The 19555-nt window shown below is 56.9% G+C and carries 22 protein-coding genes and 1 pseudogene; 16 read left to right on the forward strand and 7 right to left on the reverse strand.

Annotation, left to right across the window (positions count from 1 at the left end; genetic code table 11):
• Window positions 1-20: 20 nt before the first annotated feature.
• Window positions 21-1298, forward strand: coding sequence for a peptidase MATCAP family protein (locus ACA072_RS16855; protein WP_497619175.1), 1278 nt, complete (start codon window positions 21-23; stop codon window positions 1296-1298).
• Between the two features lie 42 nt (window positions 1299-1340).
• Window positions 1341-1769: a hypothetical protein gene (locus ACA072_RS16860; RefSeq protein WP_497619177.1), complete on the forward strand. Its 429-nt coding sequence runs from the start codon at window positions 1341-1343 to the stop codon at window positions 1767-1769.
• Window positions 1770-1795: 26 nt separating this feature from the next.
• Here ACA072_RS16860 and ACA072_RS16865 read toward each other — a convergent pair whose 3' ends face one another.
• Window positions 1796-2071 (reverse strand): META domain-containing protein, encoded by a 276-nt coding sequence (locus tag ACA072_RS16865; protein ID WP_131062666.1) that lies wholly within the window; start codon window positions 2069-2071, stop codon window positions 1796-1798.
• Window positions 2072-2402: 331 nt separating this feature from the next.
• On the opposite strand from ACA072_RS16865, the gene ACA072_RS16870 reads away from it, so the two are divergent.
• A complete protein-coding gene (locus ACA072_RS16870; RefSeq protein ID WP_497624999.1) occupies window positions 2403-2888 on the forward strand; it encodes a DUF6130 family protein in 486 nt (161 codons plus the stop codon).
• A gap of 188 nt (window positions 2889-3076) precedes the next feature.
• On the opposite strand, the gene ACA072_RS16875 is transcribed toward ACA072_RS16870, so the two are convergent.
• Window positions 3077-6094 carry a RelA/SpoT-related domain-containing protein gene (locus tag ACA072_RS16875; RefSeq protein WP_497619178.1) on the reverse strand — a complete coding sequence of 1006 codons (3018 nt, stop codon included), beginning with the start codon at window positions 6092-6094 and terminating at the stop codon, window positions 3077-3079.
• A 568-nt stretch (window positions 6095-6662) separates the two neighbouring features.
• On the opposite strand from ACA072_RS16875, the gene ACA072_RS16880 reads away from it, so the two are divergent.
• From ACA072_RS16880 to ACA072_RS16895, 4 genes are all read left to right on the forward strand, one after another.
• A complete protein-coding gene (locus tag ACA072_RS16880) occupies window positions 6663-6935 on the forward strand; it encodes a hypothetical protein (RefSeq protein ID WP_042932149.1) in 273 nt (90 codons plus the stop codon).
• Window positions 6936-7106: 171 nt separating this feature from the next.
• Entirely contained in the window at window positions 7107-7244 is a 138-nt protein-coding gene (locus tag ACA072_RS16885) for a hypothetical protein (RefSeq protein WP_461954580.1), read from the forward strand.
• A gap of 228 nt (window positions 7245-7472) precedes the next feature.
• The gene (locus ACA072_RS16890) at window positions 7473-7778 is read left to right on the forward strand and encodes a panthothenate synthetase (RefSeq protein WP_497625000.1); all 306 of its coding nucleotides are present in this window, start codon (window positions 7473-7475) and stop codon (window positions 7776-7778) included.
• Between the two features lie 114 nt (window positions 7779-7892).
• Window positions 7893-8255 carry a hypothetical protein gene (locus ACA072_RS16895; RefSeq protein ID WP_497447828.1) on the forward strand — a complete coding sequence of 121 codons (363 nt, stop codon included), beginning with the start codon at window positions 7893-7895 and terminating at the stop codon, window positions 8253-8255.
• A gap of 102 nt (window positions 8256-8357) precedes the next feature.
• On the opposite strand, the gene ACA072_RS16900 is transcribed toward ACA072_RS16895, so the two are convergent.
• A complete protein-coding gene (locus tag ACA072_RS16900; protein ID WP_497619179.1) occupies window positions 8358-9212 on the reverse strand; it encodes a LysR substrate-binding domain-containing protein in 855 nt (284 codons plus the stop codon).
• A 106-nt stretch (window positions 9213-9318) separates the two neighbouring features.
• On the opposite strand from ACA072_RS16900, the gene ACA072_RS16905 reads away from it, so the two are divergent.
• From ACA072_RS16905 to cls, 3 genes are all read left to right on the forward strand, one after another.
• On the forward strand, window positions 9319-10014 hold the full coding sequence (locus ACA072_RS16905) for an FMN-dependent NADH-azoreductase (protein ID WP_497619181.1): 696 nt from the start codon (window positions 9319-9321) through the stop codon (window positions 10012-10014).
• A 279-nt stretch (window positions 10015-10293) separates the two neighbouring features.
• Window positions 10294-10854 (forward strand): lipid-binding SYLF domain-containing protein, encoded by a 561-nt coding sequence (locus ACA072_RS16910; RefSeq protein WP_497619183.1) that lies wholly within the window; start codon window positions 10294-10296, stop codon window positions 10852-10854.
• 82 nt (window positions 10855-10936) lie between these two features.
• Window positions 10937-12343, forward strand: coding sequence for a cardiolipin synthase (gene cls, locus ACA072_RS16915; RefSeq protein ID WP_497619185.1), 1407 nt, complete (start codon window positions 10937-10939; stop codon window positions 12341-12343).
• A gap of 58 nt (window positions 12344-12401) precedes the next feature.
• On the opposite strand, the gene ACA072_RS16920 is transcribed toward cls, so the two are convergent.
• Window positions 12402-13091, reverse strand: a complete 690-nt coding sequence (locus tag ACA072_RS16920; protein ID WP_497619187.1) for a winged helix-turn-helix transcriptional regulator — start codon at window positions 13089-13091, stop codon at window positions 12402-12404.
• Window positions 13092-13195: 104 nt separating this feature from the next.
• Here ACA072_RS16920 and ACA072_RS16925 point away from each other — a divergent pair, with 104 nt between their 5' ends.
• On the forward strand, window positions 13196-14137 hold the full coding sequence (locus ACA072_RS16925) for a carbon-nitrogen hydrolase family protein (protein WP_497619188.1): 942 nt from the start codon (window positions 13196-13198) through the stop codon (window positions 14135-14137).
• 39 nt (window positions 14138-14176) lie between these two features.
• Window positions 14177-14611, forward strand: a complete 435-nt coding sequence (locus tag ACA072_RS16930) for a GFA family protein (protein ID WP_497619190.1) — start codon at window positions 14177-14179, stop codon at window positions 14609-14611.
• A gap of 474 nt (window positions 14612-15085) precedes the next feature.
• Here the strand turns inward: ACA072_RS16930 and ACA072_RS16935 are convergent.
• Window positions 15086-15238 (reverse strand): annotated as a pseudogene (locus ACA072_RS16935) (hypothetical protein); the annotation flags it as partial.
• A gap of 205 nt (window positions 15239-15443) precedes the next feature.
• Entirely contained in the window at window positions 15444-15911 is a 468-nt protein-coding gene (locus ACA072_RS16940) for an anti-virulence regulator CigR family protein (protein ID WP_497619192.1), read from the reverse strand.
• A gap of 171 nt (window positions 15912-16082) precedes the next feature.
• On the opposite strand from ACA072_RS16940, the gene ACA072_RS16945 reads away from it, so the two are divergent.
• A complete protein-coding gene (locus tag ACA072_RS16945; RefSeq protein ID WP_497619194.1) occupies window positions 16083-17150 on the forward strand; it encodes an ArsO family NAD(P)H-dependent flavin-containing monooxygenase in 1068 nt (355 codons plus the stop codon).
• 31 nt (window positions 17151-17181) lie between these two features.
• On the opposite strand, the gene arsN2 is transcribed toward ACA072_RS16945, so the two are convergent.
• Window positions 17182-17616 (reverse strand): arsenic resistance N-acetyltransferase ArsN2, encoded by a 435-nt coding sequence (gene arsN2, locus ACA072_RS16950; protein WP_497619196.1) that lies wholly within the window; start codon window positions 17614-17616, stop codon window positions 17182-17184.
• A gap of 258 nt (window positions 17617-17874) precedes the next feature.
• Between arsN2 and ACA072_RS16955 the strand changes: the two genes are divergently transcribed.
• From ACA072_RS16955 to ACA072_RS16965, 3 genes are all read left to right on the forward strand, one after another.
• A complete protein-coding gene (locus ACA072_RS16955; RefSeq protein ID WP_497619198.1) occupies window positions 17875-18279 on the forward strand; it encodes an antitoxin Xre-like helix-turn-helix domain-containing protein in 405 nt (134 codons plus the stop codon).
• Window positions 18273-18965: an RES family NAD+ phosphorylase gene (locus ACA072_RS16960; protein ID WP_497619200.1), complete on the forward strand. Its 693-nt coding sequence runs from the start codon at window positions 18273-18275 to the stop codon at window positions 18963-18965. The genes ACA072_RS16955 and ACA072_RS16960 overlap by 7 nt, the downstream gene beginning before the upstream one ends.
• 132 nt (window positions 18966-19097) lie before the next feature.
• Window positions 19098-19538 carry a hypothetical protein gene (locus ACA072_RS16965; RefSeq protein ID WP_052909712.1) on the forward strand — a complete coding sequence of 147 codons (441 nt, stop codon included), beginning with the start codon at window positions 19098-19100 and terminating at the stop codon, window positions 19536-19538.
• The last annotated feature ends 17 nt before the right edge of the window (window positions 19539-19555 follow it).

The following is a 19555-nucleotide window of genomic DNA, read 5'->3' on the forward strand; positions in this document are numbered from 1 at the left end:
CGTCTTTCAAGAGAGACTCCATGAGCAGCGCCCCGCTGTCTGAACTTGATGCCGCGCTACCCGGTTTGGCGCGCAAGATCCGCGTACTGGATGCCCTGTCCTGGCCGGATGGCGTCGAGGAAATCTTCCTGGCGCAGTGGCGCGCAGGGAAAGCCGCATTGCCCAAAGTCGAGCAGCACCCGCGCGAGCACAGCGCCGACATCGCTGCTCTGGAAGCTTTTATTGGCCGTTGCGATCAGGGGCATCCAGCCGGAAACTACCTCGCCATGACAGCGCGCAGCTATGCCACCGCTGGACGCATGCTCGGTGCGATTGGCACGCCCGCCTTCACTCAATATTCATCCGCGTTGTACCGGCGCCCGGATTTCTATTATCCGAACCAGAACCTCAGCATGCTGGACGCGGCCCGTTTCTTTCTCACGACCACCGACGCCCTGCTGGGGGGTGCCCGGATTCCACCGACTCAGGCGGAGATCCCGGCTGAGGCCTTCGCCGCCTGGATGCAGCCGGAGCTGGACCGTTTCTTCGGCGAGGGCCGGGTCACGGTCGTGCTCGACCCGAGCCTTGCTGCCAAGGCGATCGCCGGGGCAAGCCGCATTCGTCTGCGTAGCGGCGCACTGTTCTCTGAACTGGACAAGAATCAGCTATTGCAGCATGAGGCCTTCGTGCATGTCGCGACCGCACAAAACGGCGCGCTCCAGCCCAACCTCAAAAGCCTGGGTTTGGGAGCGCCCCGCACGACTCAAACCCAGGAAGGCATTGCCACCCTGGCAGAACTGTTCACGGGCAGTATGGACATCAGCCGATTGCGCCGCCTGGCCCTGCGCGTGCTGGCGGTCCAGCAAGCGTTGGACGGCGCCGATTTCATCCAGGTCTTCGAGGGTTTTCTTGCCGCCGGCCAGTCGCAAGAGGAGTCCTTCCGCTCGACCCAGCGGATCTTCCGTGGCGCCGACCTGCGGGGTGGTTCGGCGTTTACCAAGGATGCCGCTTACCTGACCGGTTTGCTGGGTGTCCATACGCTGCTGCGCATCGCGATCCGCGACAATCGACCGGAACTGGTGGGTCATTTGTTTGCGGGACGCCTCAGTCTGGCTGATACCGTACGCCTGGCACCTCTATTCGAGTCCGGCTGGCTCCAGGGCCCCACCCATCTACCGGCCTGGGCCAGCGACCTGCGTCTACTCGCCGCCAACCTGGCCTTCTCCGCATTTATCGCCCAGATAAAACTGGATGTGCTCGATCTGGAGGTGCTCATGACATTTGCAGATGACCACGAAAACGATGCCAGCGCCCAGTGATTACGGTACCGATACATTCGCCCTGTTTCAGGAGGGAAAATCATGCGAAGGATGATCGCAACAGCAACGCTCTTACTGGCCTTGGGCGGGTGCGCAACATCACCTATGCGGGTGTCTGAAGCTCGGCCAGTGCCGGCCGACAAGATGTACGCGTTCAAAAGCCAGGGCACGAAAGATCCGGGACGCCTGACCGTTCTCCGTGATGACGGGTTTGTCGGTTCGGGGTGTGACGCCATGTTCTACATTGAGGGTCAGCGCGCAGCCAAGATAGGTCCCGGTCAGAAGGCCTCTTTCGTTTTGCCTGCCGGTGAAGTGAATCTCGGCACCGGGCTCGCCGAGTCGGGGTTATGTGCGGGTGCCGCGATCAAAACCGTTGCGGCCAAGATCAAGACAGGGAAAGAAGTGGTTTATCGAATCAACTGGGATACGCAAGGTTTCGACTTGGGCCCTTACATTGAATATGGGCGTTGAGCCCGGACGGTTCCGGTACACCTGTTTTATTTCAGTTCCGTTCTTATCTCGGTTCCGGGTACGAAAAGTTTACTGGGATCATCGACCTTCTTCAGGTCAACCAAGGCTCGGCAAATGCAATGTGAGAACTGTTTCTGCAACGTTTCGGGGTCTTTCCAAGCCATTTCCGATGCTTGCAAATGTTGCCCCTCGGGCGATTTATAGCAGACACAATTGTCCAGTCGGGTAACGCCATTATCATTTGTGCTCTGACAAGCAGTGGTCAGCAAAGAGATCGCGATGAGCATGACGAAACGTTTCATTGGCTCCCCTCCGAGGCTGTTGTGAAGGGCTAACGCTGAAAATCGGGCAGAATGTTGTAACGGCGTGGTGACCGCTGAAGGCGGTTATACGCCATGGCCGCAAAGCCCAATCTGCTCAATAAGCCCGACAGTAGAAGGAAGCTTAGCTCTCATTTTGCGTCGCTCCATCCGCTGGCTGTTTTTGGCCGATCAAAGTCATTTAAAGGCTCGTATCCAACACCGATTTTCTGTCCCTCCCCTCTCGGCTATTTTGCAGAGCGTGGCCGCTTTGGCATAGACAACGGCTCGGCTTGATCTAGCCTTGAATGAGATCACGCGGGAGAAAAACCCCATGCCCCTCGCTCTCAGAAATCTATCCACCCTTGCTTTGGGTGCCCTCTTTTGCATAACCGCGTGGGGTCAAGGGGAAGCAGACACCCATTCCCCACCGGCCATACTCCCATTGGAGTCTGAGACGGGGCCAAAACTCATTGCCTACCCGCCGCTCCCCGCGCCGCTCGCCCGCGGAGTCGTCATCATCCAGTATCGAACCGAGCACGCCCGGATCATGCCGGTCTTTGGCAAAACGGCTGTTGAAGTATCACCACGGCTCGGTCACCTTCACGTGACCGTCGACGACTGGAAAGGTACTTGGGCGCACACCAGTGAAGACCCGATTATTTTGGTTGGGCTGACGCCGGGTACTCACAAGGTGCTTCTTGAGGTGGCTGATCCGAGTCATAAGATCCTGACCAGTACGGAGGTGAGTTTTGTGGTTCCGGAGAAGAAACCAACTGATGCTCCCCACAGCAATGATAGCCACGCAGTGAAACCATAACTGTTGTGAGAATCAAAGGGGATCGACTTATTTTGGTCACGCCTTCATCTCGACTAAACCTGTCCCTTTTGCCGTTTTCAAGGTCCCATCTAGGTAGTATTGTATACGTGCTAGGCGCTCAAACTTGCCTGCACCTGCACAACCGACATCAGCAGGCGGCCTTGCGAGAGGCGTTCACAACAGTCTTTTCAACCGACATTCTCGCCGTCGAGTTCCTCCCCCCACTCAAGTTTCCGCAGAGCTATTGATGCTTCTGCTGAACGGTTTTCTGCCGCGATCCTCTGATCAAGGATGCTGATCAATTCGGCGGCAAAACTTCGCACTAGTTCGCTAGGGTCTTCAAGCCAGCTACCTAGCAATGCCTTTCGCTCGACGTAAAGCTCAGCAAAGCCGAACGCACCAGATACCATTCCCGACTCATTCAGAACAGCTTTAGCTTCTCGCAACAACACGCTTTCCGGAGCGAGCGATGCTACGACCATTCGCACTAATTCGTACACACAGGGCCGTCCCTCATAAGCTGAAAGCACTCCAAGTACAAATGCCATATTAGGCTCATTACCACTCGCGATTAGCGCTTTCAGTTTCTCCTCAAATCCATCTGAAATTTCTGGAAATACTGACGAGAGCAACTTTCCACCATCGTAGGGAAAATGTTGAGGTGACCGATTAAACCAGGTCTGCGCAGCCTCCAACATGACACCAGGGGCTGCCGCAAGCGGCAACCGAAGCTCATATACTGAAAAAGGAACGGCATCATATCTAGGCGGTGCTTCGTCAGTTTGCGCGAACACTTGTCGCTCGCCGATAAAAGCAGCAACGTGTGCGGGCCAACGTTTCGCAATCGATGCTGCAATATACTCGGCGCCATATGCGAGCTCGGGATAACGAACCAATCCCTTGAGCACAACGCAGGACTGTTCCTCGTCAAGCGCCTCAATTAATGGATTCCTAAGCCAAGAAAACCACTGCATCCGAACCCAACTAAAGTCTTCTTCTGTGACAAGAACGTCGAGCGCCGGTAGGAATACCTTCTCAATCAAATTCCCAGGTTTTTTGGGGAACTGAGTAACCGCTGCGATCAGAACATTCCGCAAGGCGTGCAGGTCACTATTAGCTATCGCACTGTCGAGGGTGCGACATAGAAGGGCTTCGTCAAATTGATCGGTAAATCTCAGATACCAAGCGACATCACTTATATACTTACCCTCCTCTAGCCATAGGTCGATTCGGAATAGTGCAACTAAACGCTCCACGCTACGCGTAAGTCCCAAGAGCATTCCTGGCAGAAAATTTTGGAGCGCTCCCTCGGTGCGATCAATAAATTTGAGGACAATCGCTGGTTTGTACTCAGCCATTTGCTCAAGAAATTTTCCGAATACTGGGAAGGTAGCGGCATCGTTAGACTCTGTTTGTGAGAAGCGGTTGACCCTGTCATACCAGACATCTGCACTGCCTTCATCGACTGTCTGATGAAGTCTATCCACTTGCTCGACCCTATAAACCTCCGCTTCTTCATAGTGAAATTCTTTGTCTTTCCAAGCGGGAGGAAATACTGAATTGAATCCCACCAAAGTTTTATAGATTACAAAATCCGGATCGGCGTTCGCCACGTCTCGAAACGCGAGAGCAGCCGCTTGGACCAGTATACGTGCGGCTTCCAGATCTACGTCATCAGCCAAATAGGAAGGTAGTTCTGAGTTCATCCAAAAGCAGCGTAGAGCCCTTTCCTCCGTCGCCTGCAACAGCTGATAGCTTAGTGTGGAGACAATCGAGGTCTCGAACTCAAGGACTGCCTTAGTATTCTCAAGCAAAATCTCTGCGAGTTCCTTTGTAAAACCTGCGCCACGCGGACTGTGAGTTGCGGTTTGCAAAGCCAGCAGGATGGTACGACGTTCTACTTCATTACCGGCTAACGTGAACAAATTTTTCAGTATTTCGATTGCTTTTGCTCGCGTTGCACGGAGTTCGCCGGAAGCAACGACAGTTCCTCGATGCAAAACCAATCCCTCGAAATTGCTCGTGGTGCCGCTTATCTCTACACCCAATATTTGATCAAGCATTTTTATGAGTAACGGTTTTAATAACTCCAGCGAATCCTGTCCAAGGCTCTCAATACGACCAATCAAGATAGTTTGTGCGGCCGCCCCATGCCGTTTCCATACTTCCATATCATGCCGAGCAAGCTCTTCACCCAGCTTGAGTAGGGGTTTTCGCTCTTCATCACTTTCAGCTGTGGAGTAAAGCCTGCACAGCGCATTGAACGTCAATTCCACATCTAGGTACCGGTAGCATTCGAAGATGTTTGCAACTGCTTCAAGAATGTCGCTATGGGTCTTAGCGGGTAATGCTCCATAAGGTGTTTCGATGGAGGTCGGCAGGGTGACCCTAGAGCTATCCGCAGCAAGGAGTAATTTCGAAACGATGTCAGCATAGACTTCTATCAAATCATCATAGAATGGAAGAACATTTTCAGCGAACCTCTCAATGGCTTCAGCCCGGATGTTGTTATCGGCAGCTTGTACTATGGCCTCCAAGGCATCCCCATCAAAGAGAGTTTTCCCGTCAATCAGGCGCTGGAAGTCAGTGGCAATTTTTTGAAACTCATAGCCTGCTGGTACTAGGTATTTTCGAGCGACTTTTTGCATCCGACTCTTGATACCCTCAAACTCTTTTACGCCGAAACTGTTGAGGGTTGGGGCCTTATAAATTGTGTCATGCGCCATTTCCGCCCACGCATGGTTGAGAATAGTCTGGATCTGAATCTCACATCGCATACCAGCAAAGCGCGAATACTCGGGGAGGCTGATCCGATCCTGCGTAAGGCTAACGAGGTAATGATTGGAGGTGTACAACTCAGCAGCATCATCGACTTGCCGTCCTGGCTGATGAATCTTTGTTTCTAAGACGTCAAAATTTTGGTGAATGATGCCGGAATTGATGAATCGCGTAACGTCGCTGTTGGTATAGAAAACAGTACGACATCCCGCGAGATCTTTAATGTCACTCTCAAGATTTTCAGTCGCTGTGATACCCCGCTGCTCCAGCTTCTTAAGCAGCGAACCACATTGCTTGGCACGCTCTTTCACCTGCTGAAGACGGTAGCCCCCTTCAGCTTCAATCGCAGCTGAAAGGATTGTTGCAATGGTCGTCGCTAAAGCGGTGTACGCCGCTCTTCCGTCACGCTCATAGTCGTCGAAATTCATTCAATAGCTACTCGGGCAATGCGAACTGGTAAAAAGCTTGATACAAATTTTTGATTTGCCTAGAGACAGTCTAGGTCGTGCTCCGAGGAATCGGGGGGGGAAAGCACCAGTACCCGAAGCGTGGGCATCAAGGCGACTGCCTTATTTCGGTCATGCCCAAATTTAAAATTAATCTGTCACCTGCGCCCTTTCCGAACGGACATGCCTATTTACCACCACCTTTCAATCTATCAACGCTTGCGATTGGACGACAATTCACTCATCTCTATTCCTACACAAACATAAGAGTCCTCTACCTTGCCTGTCTAGACCCAAGAAGCTTATAGTCCGCCCCGTCGCCCCAATGGCGACCAGGTTTGGCGACCTGAGTATCGGGTGCAAAAGCTCTGTGCTTTCTTGCAGACGCTGTTGCACGCTCGCAAAGCTGTCTTTATGGCAGCTGTGCGCGGGAGACCTTCGGGTCTGCCGGTTTTCCGATCCCGGTTCGCCAACCTGCGTACAGCTGTCACCCACTCGTTTGGCGACGATTGAGGTGCAGTCAACCTTTGTCTTGATCGGAGTTTCACCTATGGAAAGATACATGCCCCTCACCGGAATCGACCTGATCCCGGCCTCCCTGCTCATCGACACCCAAGCTCCACTCGACGTCCTGCAAGCCATGGCCGATTACCGCATCCGCACCGTCACGCAGGTGCTGGAAAACATCGCCTTCCGCGCCGAGCTCGGTTGCGACACGGTAGTGTTGACGGACTTTTCCAAACTGCTGGCCATTCCATTACGCGATGGCTGTGACTTGATGGATGTGATCGGCCGGCGCTTGCGAGCGCAGGCGGCGGAGTAAATGAAAACGGGCGCCTTGTCAGGCGCCCGTTTTGTTTGTGGTTGGTCACTGCCCATTTTTGGTCGCTCCCGGAATATTCCCCGAGCGCCAGACCATGCAGCCCATTACGCCAAGCAGCTAAGCTTTATCAGGAGGCCGTTTCGCGATTACTGAAAAATCAGGAGGCGCACAATGAGCAAACAACCCCAACCCCGCAGCCGCTCCAACCCTCAACCCCGATCCCGTCCGGTCGTGCCAAACCTGCCCAGCAAAACCGGCAACAAGTCCGGGGGCTTGCGCGGCAACTACCCGCCTAAGCAGTCGAATTGAGCGTTTAGCGGTTCGTCCCCCGAGCCGCGCAGCAAGGCCGACCCTCAGGACTTCTCACCTCTCGAAGCGCGGCTTCATGACCACCGGTAACCCTGCCCGAGGACCGGCACACGCTTCGCTATTCTTGATAGAACGAGCTGCGAGGACTGTGGCATTGAAGGCCGGCGGCACGGGCGTCAGGCGCAAATGCCTGTCTATAGGGTTGCAGGTTGAGCCGAGGATTGAATGATGAAGATGTTGCTGATGGTCGAATGCCCTAATGAACCCTTCAACTCCCTTGTCAAAGCCGGGAGGGTGGGCGAAGTGATTGAGCGCATTCTGGCAAGCATCAAGCCGGAGGCGGCGTATTTTACTGAGCAAGATGGCATGCGCGGCGGGATCTTTCTGGTCGACGTGAAAGAGCCCTCCGACATCCCCGCTTTGGCCGAGCCCTTTTTTCTTAACTTCAATGCCAACTGCAAGTTCCGAATTGTGCTGAGCGCGGAGGATCTGCAAAAGGCCGATTTGGGGAGGCTCGGGCAAACCTGGGCATAAGGCGCATCCATTGCCGCCATCGATAGTCACCATCAACTCAATGAAGTTCTCTTAAAAACTCCGGGGCGTAAGATCGGCTCCATACCAAACAACTACACCCCGGAGCACACCATCATGAAACGCCAACTCCTTCTCAGCATCGCTTTCTCGGTTTTTGCAGTTAACGCTTTCGCCGCTTCTTCTGCTCACCCGGTTGTCGCTGAAGGCGGCTCGGATCGACTGATTGAAAGTCGTGTGGCTGAGGGTGGTTCGGATCGTTTGATCGAAAACCGCGTCGCCGAAGGTGGTTCCGACCGTCTGATCGAGAACCGCGTCGCTGAAGGTGGTTCCGACCGTCTGATCGAAAACCGCGTTGCTGAAGGTGGTTCCGACCGTCTGATCGAAAACCGCGTTGCTGAAGGTGGTTCCGACCGTCTGATCGAGAACCGCGTTGCTGAAGGCGGTTCGGACCGTCTGATCGAAAGCCGCGCTGTTTAAATGAATGGCTTCACCGCGGTGTTCAACGAAAAGCCCGGCCTGATCAGCCGGGCTTTTTAACGCTCTGATTTTACTCAGCCATGTTCCCGACAGGCAGGACAATCAAGCTCTACGCGTGGAGCAATACCCCACGATGAGCTGAGTGAACGCTGCCACCACCGCCTGATCCGCATCAGGCGAGGTGAACAACCGACATTGCGCATCCGGCAATTCCGGCAAGCCTTGTCCAGTCCCAAGCACCGCCAGTCCTTGCCCCAACTGACTGAGTGGCATGGGCGCTACCGCAAAGCCTGCCAGTGCCGCCGCCCGCAACCCGGCAGTGCTGCTGCACAACATCGCCGTGCGCTGGGCAATTCCCGCCTGCGCCAGCCTCGTCAGCGCGGCCTCGCGATAAGGGCACGGCTCGGGGAACAGGGCCAGCGGCAACGGCGTGGGTAACCGGGTGACGGGTTGCGCCGACCAGGCCCATACCAACGGCTCTTGCCACAGTAGCAACCCCGCTTCGCTGGTTTCGCACAGCGAACCGATGACCACTTCCAGATGCCCTTGCTTCATCAGCCCCAGTAACGAACCCGGAATGTTCACCTGCACTTCGATTTCCATCCCGGGGTACTGCGCCGCGAACGCCTGAACAGTGCGAAGTAATCGAGACTCGACAAAATCTTCGGACACCCCGATCCGCAGCCGTCCGTGAAACGGCGTGCGTGTCAGGTCTGTCCAGGCATCACGGTTCAGCGCGAGGATCGTGCGCGCATGAGCGACCAGGCGCTCGCCATCGGCCGTCAGTTGCTGGGAACGGGTGGTACGCGTCAACAGGGGTTTACCAATCTGCTCCTCCAATCGCCGCACGTGGCCACTGACCGCCGACTGAGTAAGGTGCAGCTTCTGGGCGGCACGGCTGAAGCCGTCTTCATCGACGACCGTGACAAATGTCTTGAGCAATAGAGCATCGAACATAGTTTTAAACGTAATTAATCGAGTATGAATTTACGATTTATATTTCAAATACAACTATGTTGCAATGCTCCCACCTGCCCTGCCTACCCATCATTCAAGGTGTGCCATGAAGACGCTTCTCCATATTCAATGTTCTCCACGCAAGCAGCGTTCGGCTTCTCTTGAAGTCGCGCGCAGCTTCATTGCGCGCTATCAAGCAAACACTCCCGACACCGAAATCATCACACTCGACCTCTGGAACATGGCTCTGCCGGAATTCGATGATCTTGCGATGGAAGCCAAATACGCCGGACTCAATGGCACGCCGTTGACCCCGGCGCAGCAGGACGCCTGGAACACCTTGAAAGATCTGGCTGAGCACCTGCACCAAGCGGATGTACTCGTGATGTCTGTACCGCTATGGAATTTCAGCATCCCGTACAAACTCAAGCATTTCATCGACCTGGTATCGCAGAAAGACATCCTGTTCAGCGTTGACCCGGACCGCGGCCTGGAAGGCATGCTGCACAACAAACTGGCCGTGGTGATGTACGCTCGTGGCCTGGATTTTTCGGCGCAGTCGACCACGCCAGCGGAGCGCTTCGACTTCCAGAAACCCTACGTGGAAGCCTGGCTGAAATTTATCGGCGTCACAGACGTGCATTCGGTGATTGTGGAGAAAACCATCCTGGGGGAAGACGTTGATTTGCGTGCGCGGGAGGCTGCGACTCAGCAGGCCAGGAGCCTGGCAGACAGTTTGTCGCTGGCGCTTCAGGCGCCCCTGGTGCACATCGATTCATTACCAACCGAAAAACTTGAATAGCCACGGCCCGCCCATACGCAGCATGGGCAATATCCGAGAATCATCTGGCTGGCCTCCCCTACCTCACGGTATTTACCGACGAACCCGCCCCGCGCCCAGAGGTCAAAGCTGTTGATGGCATCGCCAATGATCAAAGGCCTCTAGCCTATTTCATTCAACGACGAAGCCAGTCGTTCACACACTGTAGGGTGCGCCGGATTATTTCAGCAGGCTCGGATTCTGCCGGGGGCAGGTGCAGACTGCTGCTCACATCCAATGCTCCCGTATCGGAGTACGAAAATGACTCAGTCAATGCGGTTCTTCCTATCCATGGTCCTCGCGACAGCCTCACTGGCATCGGCGAGCTTCCTGAACGCTGCCGGTGCGGCAACCGCCGAGGATCTGAATACCGACTCTCGGCAAGCGTTGCAAACGCTCTACAAGACTCATCCATTTGCCGAGACCATGTCGCACAACGCCAAAGCGATACTTGTTTTCCCGAAAATCATCAAGGCCGGCCTTGTGTTTGGTGGCAGCTATGGCGAAGGCGTTTTGTTCAAAGGCAAGGCAGCTGAGGGTTATTACAACTCCGTCACCGGGTCATGGGGGTTGCAGGCCGGTGCCCAGTCTTATGGCTATGTGGTTTTCCTCATGACCGACAAAGCCATGAACTATGTTCGCGAAACCAAGGGCTGGGAAATCGGCGTAGGCCCCACTGTTGTTGTCGTTGATGAAGGGGTCTCGAAGAATCTGTCCAGTTCGACGCTGAAGGACGATGCCTATGCGTTCATTTTCGACCAACAGGGGTTGATGGCTGGGGTCAGCATCGAGGGCACGAAGATTTCCCTGATCAAGCGCTGAAAGCCGTCTATCAAGGCGCCTTGCGTTGTCTGCAAGACGCCCCGACAGAGCGTTATCACCGTCCTCGCCAAGAGGTGGCCTGATGAATCTTCCAACCAGATGCAAGGGTGTATGTATTCTTCTGGTGCTGTGCGTGGCGGTGTTCCTGACACTGGTGATTTCCTGCAGTACATTGCCGAGGATAGTGCCCGACATGGCTCGCGCGCCCTCTGCGCCAGTGCAACTAGACGGGGTCCAAGGACCTCTGTCAGCCGAGCGCAGCAAAGCCATTCTCGACCGACTCAAGTCCACAGGCGCAGAAACCAACATCTTTGATGTGCACCTCGCTATCGAAGAATCCGTTGTCGGTAGTCCGCTAACGGAAGGAAACAAGGTCGACTTGCTGCAGGACGGCCCCTCCACCTACCAGTCGATGATCAAAGCCGTGGAAGGTGCGCGCGACCACATCAATATGGAGACCTACATCTTCGACGATGATGAAGTCGGCCAGCGCTTCGCCGCCGCACTGATCGCTCAGCAACACAAAGGTGTGCAGGTCAATCTGATCCGTGACAGCGTCGGAACCCTTGGAACACCCTCAGCGTTTTTCGCCCAATTGACCGAAGCGGGCATTAAAGTGCTGGAGTACAACCCGGTCAATCCGGCGACAGCCAAAGCGGGCTGGGACGTGAACCAGCGCGACCACCGAAAGCTGCTGATAGTGGACGGCCGTATTGCCTTTCTTGGCGGGATCAACATCAGCAGCGTCTATTCGGGGGGCTCGTTCAGCTCTCACTCGAAGACTCGCCCCACTGGTGATTTGCCCTGGCGCGATACCGACTTGCGCGTCGAGGGGCCGGTGGTTGCGGATCTGCAGAAGCTGTTCATCGAAACATGGACGACCCAGAAAGGTGAACCGCTCGCCGCTCGCGACTACTTTCCGCCACTAGAGCGCAAAGGCACCGAGGTGGTGCGCGCCATCGGAAGCTCGCCAAATGAGCCGTTCAGCCTGATCTACGCGACGCTGATTTCGGCGCTGCATAGCGCGCAGACCGAGATATGGCTGGCGAACGCCTACTTTGTGCCCGATCCCCAGTTGCTGGCGGCACTCAAGGAGGCGGCGGCACGTGGCGTCGACGTCAAACTGGTGCTGCCCAGCAGCACTGATTCGTCGCTGGTGTTTCATGCCGGACGCGCTTACTACAGCGAGCTTCTGAAGGCCAACGTCAAGCTTTACGAACGCCGTGACGCGCTGCTCCACGTCAAGACGGCAGTCATCGATGGCGTGTGGTCGAGTGTCGGCTCCACCAACTTCGACTGGCGCAGCTTTCTGCACAACGATGAAGTCAACGTGGTTGTGCTGGGCACCGGGTTCGGAAAAAAGATGCAGGCGGCATTCATGGCTGATCTGGCGAAGTCGAACGAAATCAAGCTGGAAAAGTGGCAGCGCCGCTCGCTCACGGTGAAAGCCAAAGAGCAGATGGCGCGACTCTGGGAGTACTGGCTCTGAGTCGAGTGGCGCATCGTCGGGATGCGCTCTCCTGCTCCCTGATGGGTATTTCATCAACTTACCGAGTCACCGCCGCACTCCGAGTCCCCGCAAACGCACTCGTACCCAGCCAGCGCCACAGGCTTTCCGCATCCTTCACCGCGCCATCCACACGCAACTCCTGCGACTGAAGCACCTCTTTCGGTGTGCGGTCGCCTGCCCACACCTCGGTCAACGCCCGCACGCTTGAATCCACAACAAGCGTCAGTTCGCGGCCCGGGTCGTCGCGGCACAGATCCGCCACGCCCTGCTCCACCACCAGCCACCACGCTTGCTCGCCGGGCCGCGCATCGCGGAACGTGAACTGGATGACCACCGGTCGTGACGGGAAGGTTTCGATGCGCACGAACCTGCGCACGTCCCACATCAGCAAGCCGGCGTCGAGTTGGTCGTCGCGCAGGCGGCTGCCGATCCAGCGTGCCCCCCAGTGCCCCAGCGCCATGATGATGGGGCGCAGTTCTTCGCCCGCCTCGGTCAGGCTGTATTCCCAGACTTTGCCGGTGGCCGTGCGGTGTATGACGCCGATTTCTTCCAGATGCCGCAGCCGTTGTGCCAGCAGGTTGGTGGACATCCGAGGGACGCCGCGGTGCAGTTCGTTGAAGCGTTTGCTGCCGCACAACAGCTCGCGCACCACCAAGGGTGTCCAGCGCTCGCACAGGGCTTCGGCACCGCGGGCGACCGTGCAGAACTGACCGTAGCCTTCTTCCATCGCCTGACCTCCGCCACTGCAACGCTTCACTTTTTGAACTAGCCCGACTCCTTCGCCACGCGCACGCTCAAGCCTTCGAAAGCCAAAAGTCAAAGGAGAACGCCATGATCACGGTAGCCATCATTCAGCGCCCGCCCGTGCTGCTCGATCGCAGCGCGACGATTGCCCGGGCCGTGGAATCGGTCGCAGAAGCTGCGGCGGCCGGAGCTTCGCTGATCGTTTTGCCCGAATCGTTCATTCCAGGTTATCCGTCGTGGATCTGGCGCCTGGCGGCGGGAAAGGACGGGGTTGTCATGGGCCAGTTGCACACGCGACTGCTGGCCAACGCCGTCGATATCACCAACGGTGACCTGAGCCAATTGTGCGAGGCCGCCAGGGTTCACGCCGTGACGATCGTGTGCGGCATCAATGAATGCGACCGGCGCAATGGAGGCGGAACGCTCTATAACAGCGTAGTCGTTATCGGCGCGAACGGCGCCGTGCTAAACCGCCACCGCAAGCTGATGCCGACCAATCCGGAACGCATGGTGCATGGCTTCGGCGATGCGTCCGGGTTGCGTGCGGTCGATACCCCGGTCGGCCGCGTGGGTGCGCTGATCTGCTGGGAAAACTACATGCCGCTGGCGCGCTATTCGTTGTATGCCCAAGGGGTGGAAATCTACGTCGCGCCCACGTACGACACCGGCGAAGGCTGGATCAGCACGATGCGGCACATTGCACTCGAAGGCCGCTGCTGGGTAATCGGCAGTGGCTCCGCGCTGTGCGGCAGTGACATTCCCGAGGACTTTCCGGCGCGTGCGCAACTGTTTGCCGATCCGGACGAATGGATCAATGACGGCGACTCGGTGGTGGTCAGTCCGCAAGGGCGGATCGTTGCCGGTCCACTGCACCGGGAGGCCGGCATTTTGTATGCGGAGATCGACGTTGCACTCGTGGCCCCGGCGCGGCGGGCGCTCGACGTCACCGGGCATTACGCGCGCCCGGACATTTTCGAGCTGCAGGTACGGCGCACGCCGGCGACAACGGTGCGCTACATCGACGAGTGAAGACAGGCATTGCCTGGCCATTGATAAAGGAGTCACGCCATGAGCATTGAACGGTCTTACCAGGGCAGTTGTTTTTGCGGCGCGGTCGAGTTCACCGTCAGCGGCGAGCCGGCCGGAATGGGCTATTGCCATTGCGAGTCGTGTCGGCATTGGTCAGCAGGACCGGTCAACGCCTTCACGCTGTGGAAACCCGACGCGGTGCAGGTGACTCGGGGCGCCGACAACATCGGCACCTACAACAAGACACCGCGTAGCTACCGCAAGTGGTGCAAGACATGCGGCGGACACCTCTTCACTGAGCACCCTGAGATGGGGCTGGTCGATGTGTATGCCGCGGTCATTCCGGACCTCGAATACTCGCCGGGTGTTCACGTGCACTATCAGGAGACGGTGCTGCGGATCAAGGATGGATTGCCGAAGTTGAAGGATGTCCCGGGCGAGTTAGGCGGATCGGGTATCAGCGTGGAGGAATAGCGCTGGCAAGGGTAAGCGTCCGGGATCCCGACTTGCCAGGCTATACCGGCGGCTGTCTGTTCGGCGCTCAAGCAGCGGAACAAATAAAACGGGCCCCCTGAAGGCGCCCGTTTTTTTTCATCAGCGTCGCTGACTTAAGCCGATGCGATTGCACCGCCTGGCCAGTTCACACACCGATGCTCAATCTCGCGATCAGTGCGATTTTTTTGATCCTGAGGTGGCAGCGTTGCGTAACCCTTTGGTGTTGTGATCGCCTGGGGTCGAGGTCGAAATGGCACCGGCCTTGGTGACGCCGCGGGTATCTCGGGATTGGGCGATGCCTGAAGTCGTAGAACCATGACCGCGACTTTCTCCGCGATCATTGCCGTAGTGGTTTCCGCTTTCACCCCGGTCTCGAACAGCCTTGCCGGCATGATCGCTGGCCAGTCCATTGCCACGGCCATTACTGTCAGCGTTGCCGGAGTGACCTGAACCGCTGTGACCGCCACCATTGCCACCGCCGTTACCGCCTCCGTTGCCCCCACCACCACCACCACCACCACCACCCTCTTTCGCATAGGCAGAGTTCATGACGGACAGGTCAGCAGGGAGTAATGGAGCGGCTGCAAGCATCATGGCGCAGGACATGACAGCAAAAAGACTTTTATTCTTTAAAAGCATGGTGGCTTCCATAGGTTGATATCGCGTGCCATAGGACGCGATAACCCTGTTTCAGTTCCAAGCCCTACGACAGACGGAAGGCAAGGTAGACAGCTTCTGATCCGCAGTGTGTTGGAACTGAAAAAAGTCAGCCTTTTGTGAGTGGATGGCAATCACATTCGCCACGCAGGTGCTAGTCAAAAGCACCGTTCAGTACTTCATAGATGAGCCCGGTGGCCAGCGCGACCAGGATCAGATCGGTCCCTGCCTGTTGCCATTCGTACCCGTCGTAATGAGGCAATCTGCCGATTAACCGGCCATCCAGTTTTTTGGCAATGCCGGGTGGAAGCGGTTTGCCACGAGCGAGGTTCTTTTGAATGCCGGGAGGCAAAGCAGGACCGGGGCTCCAGTAGTCCCGGTAGCCACCCACGATCCCCAGAATGCTGCCGCGATTGATACTCGGACCATGATCCCAATCGCCGCCGGTGTTTTTGCCTTTGCCTGCCTGACCACCCTGGTTGCCATGGACCTGGCTGTTTTGCGGGTTTCCCTTGCCGTTTCCCTGGCCTTTTCCATTACCAGGATCGGCCAATGCAGTTATCGAACCGCAGGCCAGAGCAATACTTGTTACAGCAGCAATCAACGCGTGGGATCTGAACATCAGGTCGTTCCTTCAGTAGGCGACAGCCCTCTGACTGTAGACGCTTTGGACGGTGTGGGTTCCATGTTCCGATGCCGGAGCCGCCGCTGCACCGAACACTTGCGCAACATCAACAAATAGCCGATCCGCATGGGGTATCTTGGCGTGACTCTTGCCCCCTGAGGATTCGCCATGCCTTCTACCCCCACCGAAGTGGACGTCGCGATTGTCGGCGGTGGCCAGTCCGCACTTGCCGTGGCTTACTTTCTGCGGCGAACAGGGCGTTCGTTTGTGATCATTGATGCCGAAGCCGGACCGGGTGGCGCCTGGCGGCACGGCTGGAACTCACTGCGACTGTTTTCACCCTCGACCTGGAGTTCCATCGCCGGCTGGATGATGCCGCCGGTCACGGACGGCTACCCCAGCCGCGACAACGTACTCGATTACCTGCGCCAGTATGAGCAACGCTACCAATTCCCTACCGCTCGGCCCTATTGGGTGAACGCTATTGAACGCCGGGACAAGCGCCTGCACATCAAGACCGATAGCCGTAGCTGGCTGGCCCGCACAGTGGTCAGCGCGACAGGCACCTGGCGCCATCCCTTCCTGCCGCATTACCCCGGCAGTGAATCCTTTACCGGCCAGCAATTGCATTCGGCTCACTATGTCGACGCCAAGCCGTTTGCCGGAAAAAAAGTCCTGGTGGTGGGCGGTGGCAACTCCGGCGCGCAAATCCTCGCTGAAGTCTCGCAAGTGGCCGACGCCACCTGGGTCACCCCGCAGCCGCCCCAATTTCTCGCCGATGACGTCGATGGACGAGTACTGTTCGAGCGCGCCACCGAACGCTGGAAAGCTCAGCTCGCCGGCACCGTCATTGAACAACCGGTCGGTGGTTTGGGCGATATCGTGATGGTGCCGCCAGTCGTCGAAGCCCGGGAGCGCGGCGTATTGCACGCGGTTCGGCCGTTCCTGCGCTTTACCGAAACCGGCGTGGTGTGGGCCGATGGCTCGCAAACGCCAGTCGACGCAGTGATCTGGTGCACCGGTTTCCACCCTGCCCTCGGCTATCTGGAATCACTGGGCGTGTGCACCGCCGATGGTCGCGTGGCCGTCGAAGGCACGCATTCAATCCAAGAGCCGCGTTTGTGGCTGGTGGGCTATGGCGACTGGACAGGCGCCGCTTCCGCGACACTGATCGGCGTCACGCGCACGGCACGCAGTACCGTGGAAGAAATCGACAGATTTTTAACGGACCACTGAATCCAAGGGTTATCGCCGCAACGGGACCGATTTACACCCCCAATGTCTTTCGTAAATAACTCGCCGACGCCGGGCATAACTGGTTGAACTGGGCGGTCTGGCAGATAGCCGCGGGGGCCGCCTGCCGATCGAACCGTTCATAACCATTGGCCGAGAAAAACCCGACCGCCCCTTGGGTCAACAAATGCAGGCGGAGCACGCCTTGGGAGGCGGCACACTGTTCCAATGCAAGCAACACAGCCTTGCCCAGCCCTTCGCCACGACGCGCATCACACACCACGACGGATCGCAGCAACATGTCGGGCGCAGCACCCTCCAGGCCCCCAAACGCCACCCACTTTCCATCCTCTTCGAACCGGTAAAACTGCCGACCGGGTTCGCTGACATCGTCGCAGGGCAATGCCGCCTGACGCAGCGCGTCACGGAGTTGATCCAGAGCGTTATCGCCGACTTTAGTCATCTGCATGTGCCGCGCCTTTGAAGGTCCGAATGCGTTGAAGGCTAGCAGGCCGCTTGAGACGCCGTCAGACCACCTGATGATCTAACGGAGTGAACGGCCGCGCCGATGATGCAGAACCAGCATTCACACCAGCGCATTCGCGGTGAGTGCAGAGAACTCTCGTCTCGTGGAGGCCAATTTGTATTCCATTGGTCGAAACACTCTTGATCTGTAGATGCAATATAGATAGTTTTGAGTCCAAGGAATCAGAGTGAGGTATAACCCATGGCAGTCCCCCTCCGAGAGCAGGCACTCACCAAAACCCAATGCGTCACCGGCCTGCGCGCCGCCGTTGGCATCCTCGAAAAATGGCGCGCCTCCAGCGATCAGGCCTGTCGCATCTTGCGTATTTCCCGCAGCACCTACACCCGTGCCCGGCAGCGCGATCCCTCGTGGTCCGTGACGCTCGATTCAGACCAGATGCAGCGCATCAGTTTCGTACTCAATATCCACGCCGCTCTGCGCCTGGTCTTCGATAACCCGGAAAACGTCTACGGTTTCCCGTCGATGGCCAACCATAACGAGTTTTTCAATGGGCGCAGCCCGCTGGAGATCATGGCTCAGGGCGACATGATTTCCTTGTATGAAACGTTCAAGCACATTGACGTGCTGCGTGGTGCGCAATGGTGACGGTGAGCGAACTGGCAGAACTGGCCGGCGAACAGCTGCAGGCTTACCGACTGGTCAATTCAAAGTTTCCACCGATCGCCATGTTTGATGACGTGGCGGATGCGGACGAGTTTGAGGTGCTGTATCAGATTCAGGCGTTGACGAATCCCAGGCTGAAAAATGAAGTGGGTCATCTTGAGCTGATTGCGCGGGATCAGATCCCGTTCGGCATTCCCGGCTGCTCTTACGCGACGGCGCCTTTTACCCACGTCAACCCGGCGGGATCGCGGTTCAGCGATGGCAGTTTCGGGGTGTTGTATCTGGCGGACTCCATGGAAACGGCGTTGGCCGAGGTGCGGCATCACCAGAGTCTGTACTGGTCGAATGTGCCGGGCCTTAACTATGAGCGGTTTGTGTTCCGGGGGTTGTCCTGCTCTTTCGTGGACGCAGCTATGAGGGATGCTGCCGCCATTGCGCCGACCGATCCTGTTTACGATCCTGACGATTACACAGAGTCGCGGCGCTTGGGGAGGTCCGTCAAAGAGGCGCGATGGCCCGGGATTCGTTACCACTCCGTGCGGATGCAGGGCAGTTACTGCTGGGCGCTGATGACGCCGAGACCGGTTTTATCAATCATTCAAACAGCGCATTACGAGATGGTCTGGAATGGCCAGTTGACGAGCGTCAGCAAGATCAGCGAAGCCTGAAGCGTCTAAGCCGGGGCTTTCGCACTCATTACCAGCGTCGATAGTCACCATCGACTCAATGAAGTTCTCATAAAAAATCCGCGGCGTAAGATCGGCTCCATACCAAACAACTACACCCCGGAGCACACCCTCATGAAACGCCAAATCCTTCTCAGCATCGCTTTCTCGGTTTTTGCAGTTAACGCTTTCGCCGCTTCTTCTGCTCACCCGGTTGTCGCTGAAGGCGGCTCGGATCGCCTGATCGAAAGTCGTGTGGCTGAGGGTGGTTCGGATCGTCTGATCGAAAACCGCGTTGCTGAAGGTGGTTCCGACCGTCTGATCGAAAACCGCGTTGCCGAAGGTGGTTCGGACCGTCTGATCGAAAACCGCGTTGCTGAAGGTGGCTCCGACCGTCTGATCGAAAACCGCGTTGCTGAAGGTGGCTCCGACCGTCTGATCGAAAACCGCGTTGCCGAAGGTGGTTCGGATCGTCTGATCGAAAACCGCGTTGCCGAAGGTGGCTCGGATCGTCTGATCGAAAACCGCGTTGCTGAAGGTGGCTCTGACCGCCTGATCGAAAGCCGCGCTGTATAAATGAATGGTTTCACCGA

Source organism: Pseudomonas sp. LBUM1656 (assembly GCF_059716065.1).

What these genes read in the sequence shown, in the direction of transcription:
- ACA072_RS16855 (WP_497619175.1), top strand. Translation starts at nt 21, where the DNA reads ATGAGCAGCGCCCCGCTGTCTGAACTTGATGCCGCGCTACCCGGTTTG.
- ACA072_RS16860 (WP_497619177.1), top strand. Translation starts at nt 1,341, where the DNA reads ATGCGAAGGATGATCGCAACAGCAACGCTCTTACTGGCCTTGGGCGGG.
- ACA072_RS16865 (WP_131062666.1), bottom strand. Translation starts at nt 2,071, where the DNA reads ATGAAACGTTTCGTCATGCTCATCGCGATCTCTTTGCTGACCACTGCT.
- ACA072_RS16870 (WP_497624999.1), top strand. Translation starts at nt 2,403, where the DNA reads ATGCCCCTCGCTCTCAGAAATCTATCCACCCTTGCTTTGGGTGCCCTC.
- ACA072_RS16875 (WP_497619178.1), bottom strand. Translation starts at nt 6,094, where the DNA reads ATGAATTTCGACGACTATGAGCGTGACGGAAGAGCGGCGTACACCGCT.
- ACA072_RS16880 (WP_042932149.1), top strand. Translation starts at nt 6,663, where the DNA reads ATGGAAAGATACATGCCCCTCACCGGAATCGACCTGATCCCGGCCTCC.
- ACA072_RS16885 (WP_461954580.1), top strand. Translation starts at nt 7,107, where the DNA reads ATGAGCAAACAACCCCAACCCCGCAGCCGCTCCAACCCTCAACCCCGA.
- ACA072_RS16890 (WP_497625000.1), top strand. Translation starts at nt 7,473, where the DNA reads ATGAAGATGTTGCTGATGGTCGAATGCCCTAATGAACCCTTCAACTCC.
- ACA072_RS16895 (WP_497447828.1), top strand. Translation starts at nt 7,893, where the DNA reads ATGAAACGCCAACTCCTTCTCAGCATCGCTTTCTCGGTTTTTGCAGTT.
- ACA072_RS16900 (WP_497619179.1), bottom strand. Translation starts at nt 9,212, where the DNA reads ATGTTCGATGCTCTATTGCTCAAGACATTTGTCACGGTCGTCGATGAA.
- ACA072_RS16905 (WP_497619181.1), top strand. Translation starts at nt 9,319, where the DNA reads ATGAAGACGCTTCTCCATATTCAATGTTCTCCACGCAAGCAGCGTTCG.
- ACA072_RS16910 (WP_497619183.1), top strand. Translation starts at nt 10,294, where the DNA reads ATGACTCAGTCAATGCGGTTCTTCCTATCCATGGTCCTCGCGACAGCC.
- cls (WP_497619185.1), top strand. Translation starts at nt 10,937, where the DNA reads ATGAATCTTCCAACCAGATGCAAGGGTGTATGTATTCTTCTGGTGCTG.
- ACA072_RS16920 (WP_497619187.1), bottom strand. Translation starts at nt 13,091, where the DNA reads ATGGAAGAAGGCTACGGTCAGTTCTGCACGGTCGCCCGCGGTGCCGAA.
- ACA072_RS16925 (WP_497619188.1), top strand. Translation starts at nt 13,196, where the DNA reads ATGATCACGGTAGCCATCATTCAGCGCCCGCCCGTGCTGCTCGATCGC.
- ACA072_RS16930 (WP_497619190.1), top strand. Translation starts at nt 14,177, where the DNA reads ATGAGCATTGAACGGTCTTACCAGGGCAGTTGTTTTTGCGGCGCGGTC.
- ACA072_RS16940 (WP_497619192.1), bottom strand. Translation starts at nt 15,911, where the DNA reads ATGTTCAGATCCCACGCGTTGATTGCTGCTGTAACAAGTATTGCTCTG.
- ACA072_RS16945 (WP_497619194.1), top strand. Translation starts at nt 16,083, where the DNA reads ATGCCTTCTACCCCCACCGAAGTGGACGTCGCGATTGTCGGCGGTGGC.
- arsN2 (WP_497619196.1), bottom strand. Translation starts at nt 17,616, where the DNA reads ATGCAGATGACTAAAGTCGGCGATAACGCTCTGGATCAACTCCGTGAC.
- ACA072_RS16955 (WP_497619198.1), top strand. Translation starts at nt 17,875, where the DNA reads ATGGCAGTCCCCCTCCGAGAGCAGGCACTCACCAAAACCCAATGCGTC.
- ACA072_RS16960 (WP_497619200.1), top strand. Translation starts at nt 18,273, where the DNA reads ATGGTGACGGTGAGCGAACTGGCAGAACTGGCCGGCGAACAGCTGCAG.
- ACA072_RS16965 (WP_052909712.1), top strand. Translation starts at nt 19,098, where the DNA reads ATGAAACGCCAAATCCTTCTCAGCATCGCTTTCTCGGTTTTTGCAGTT.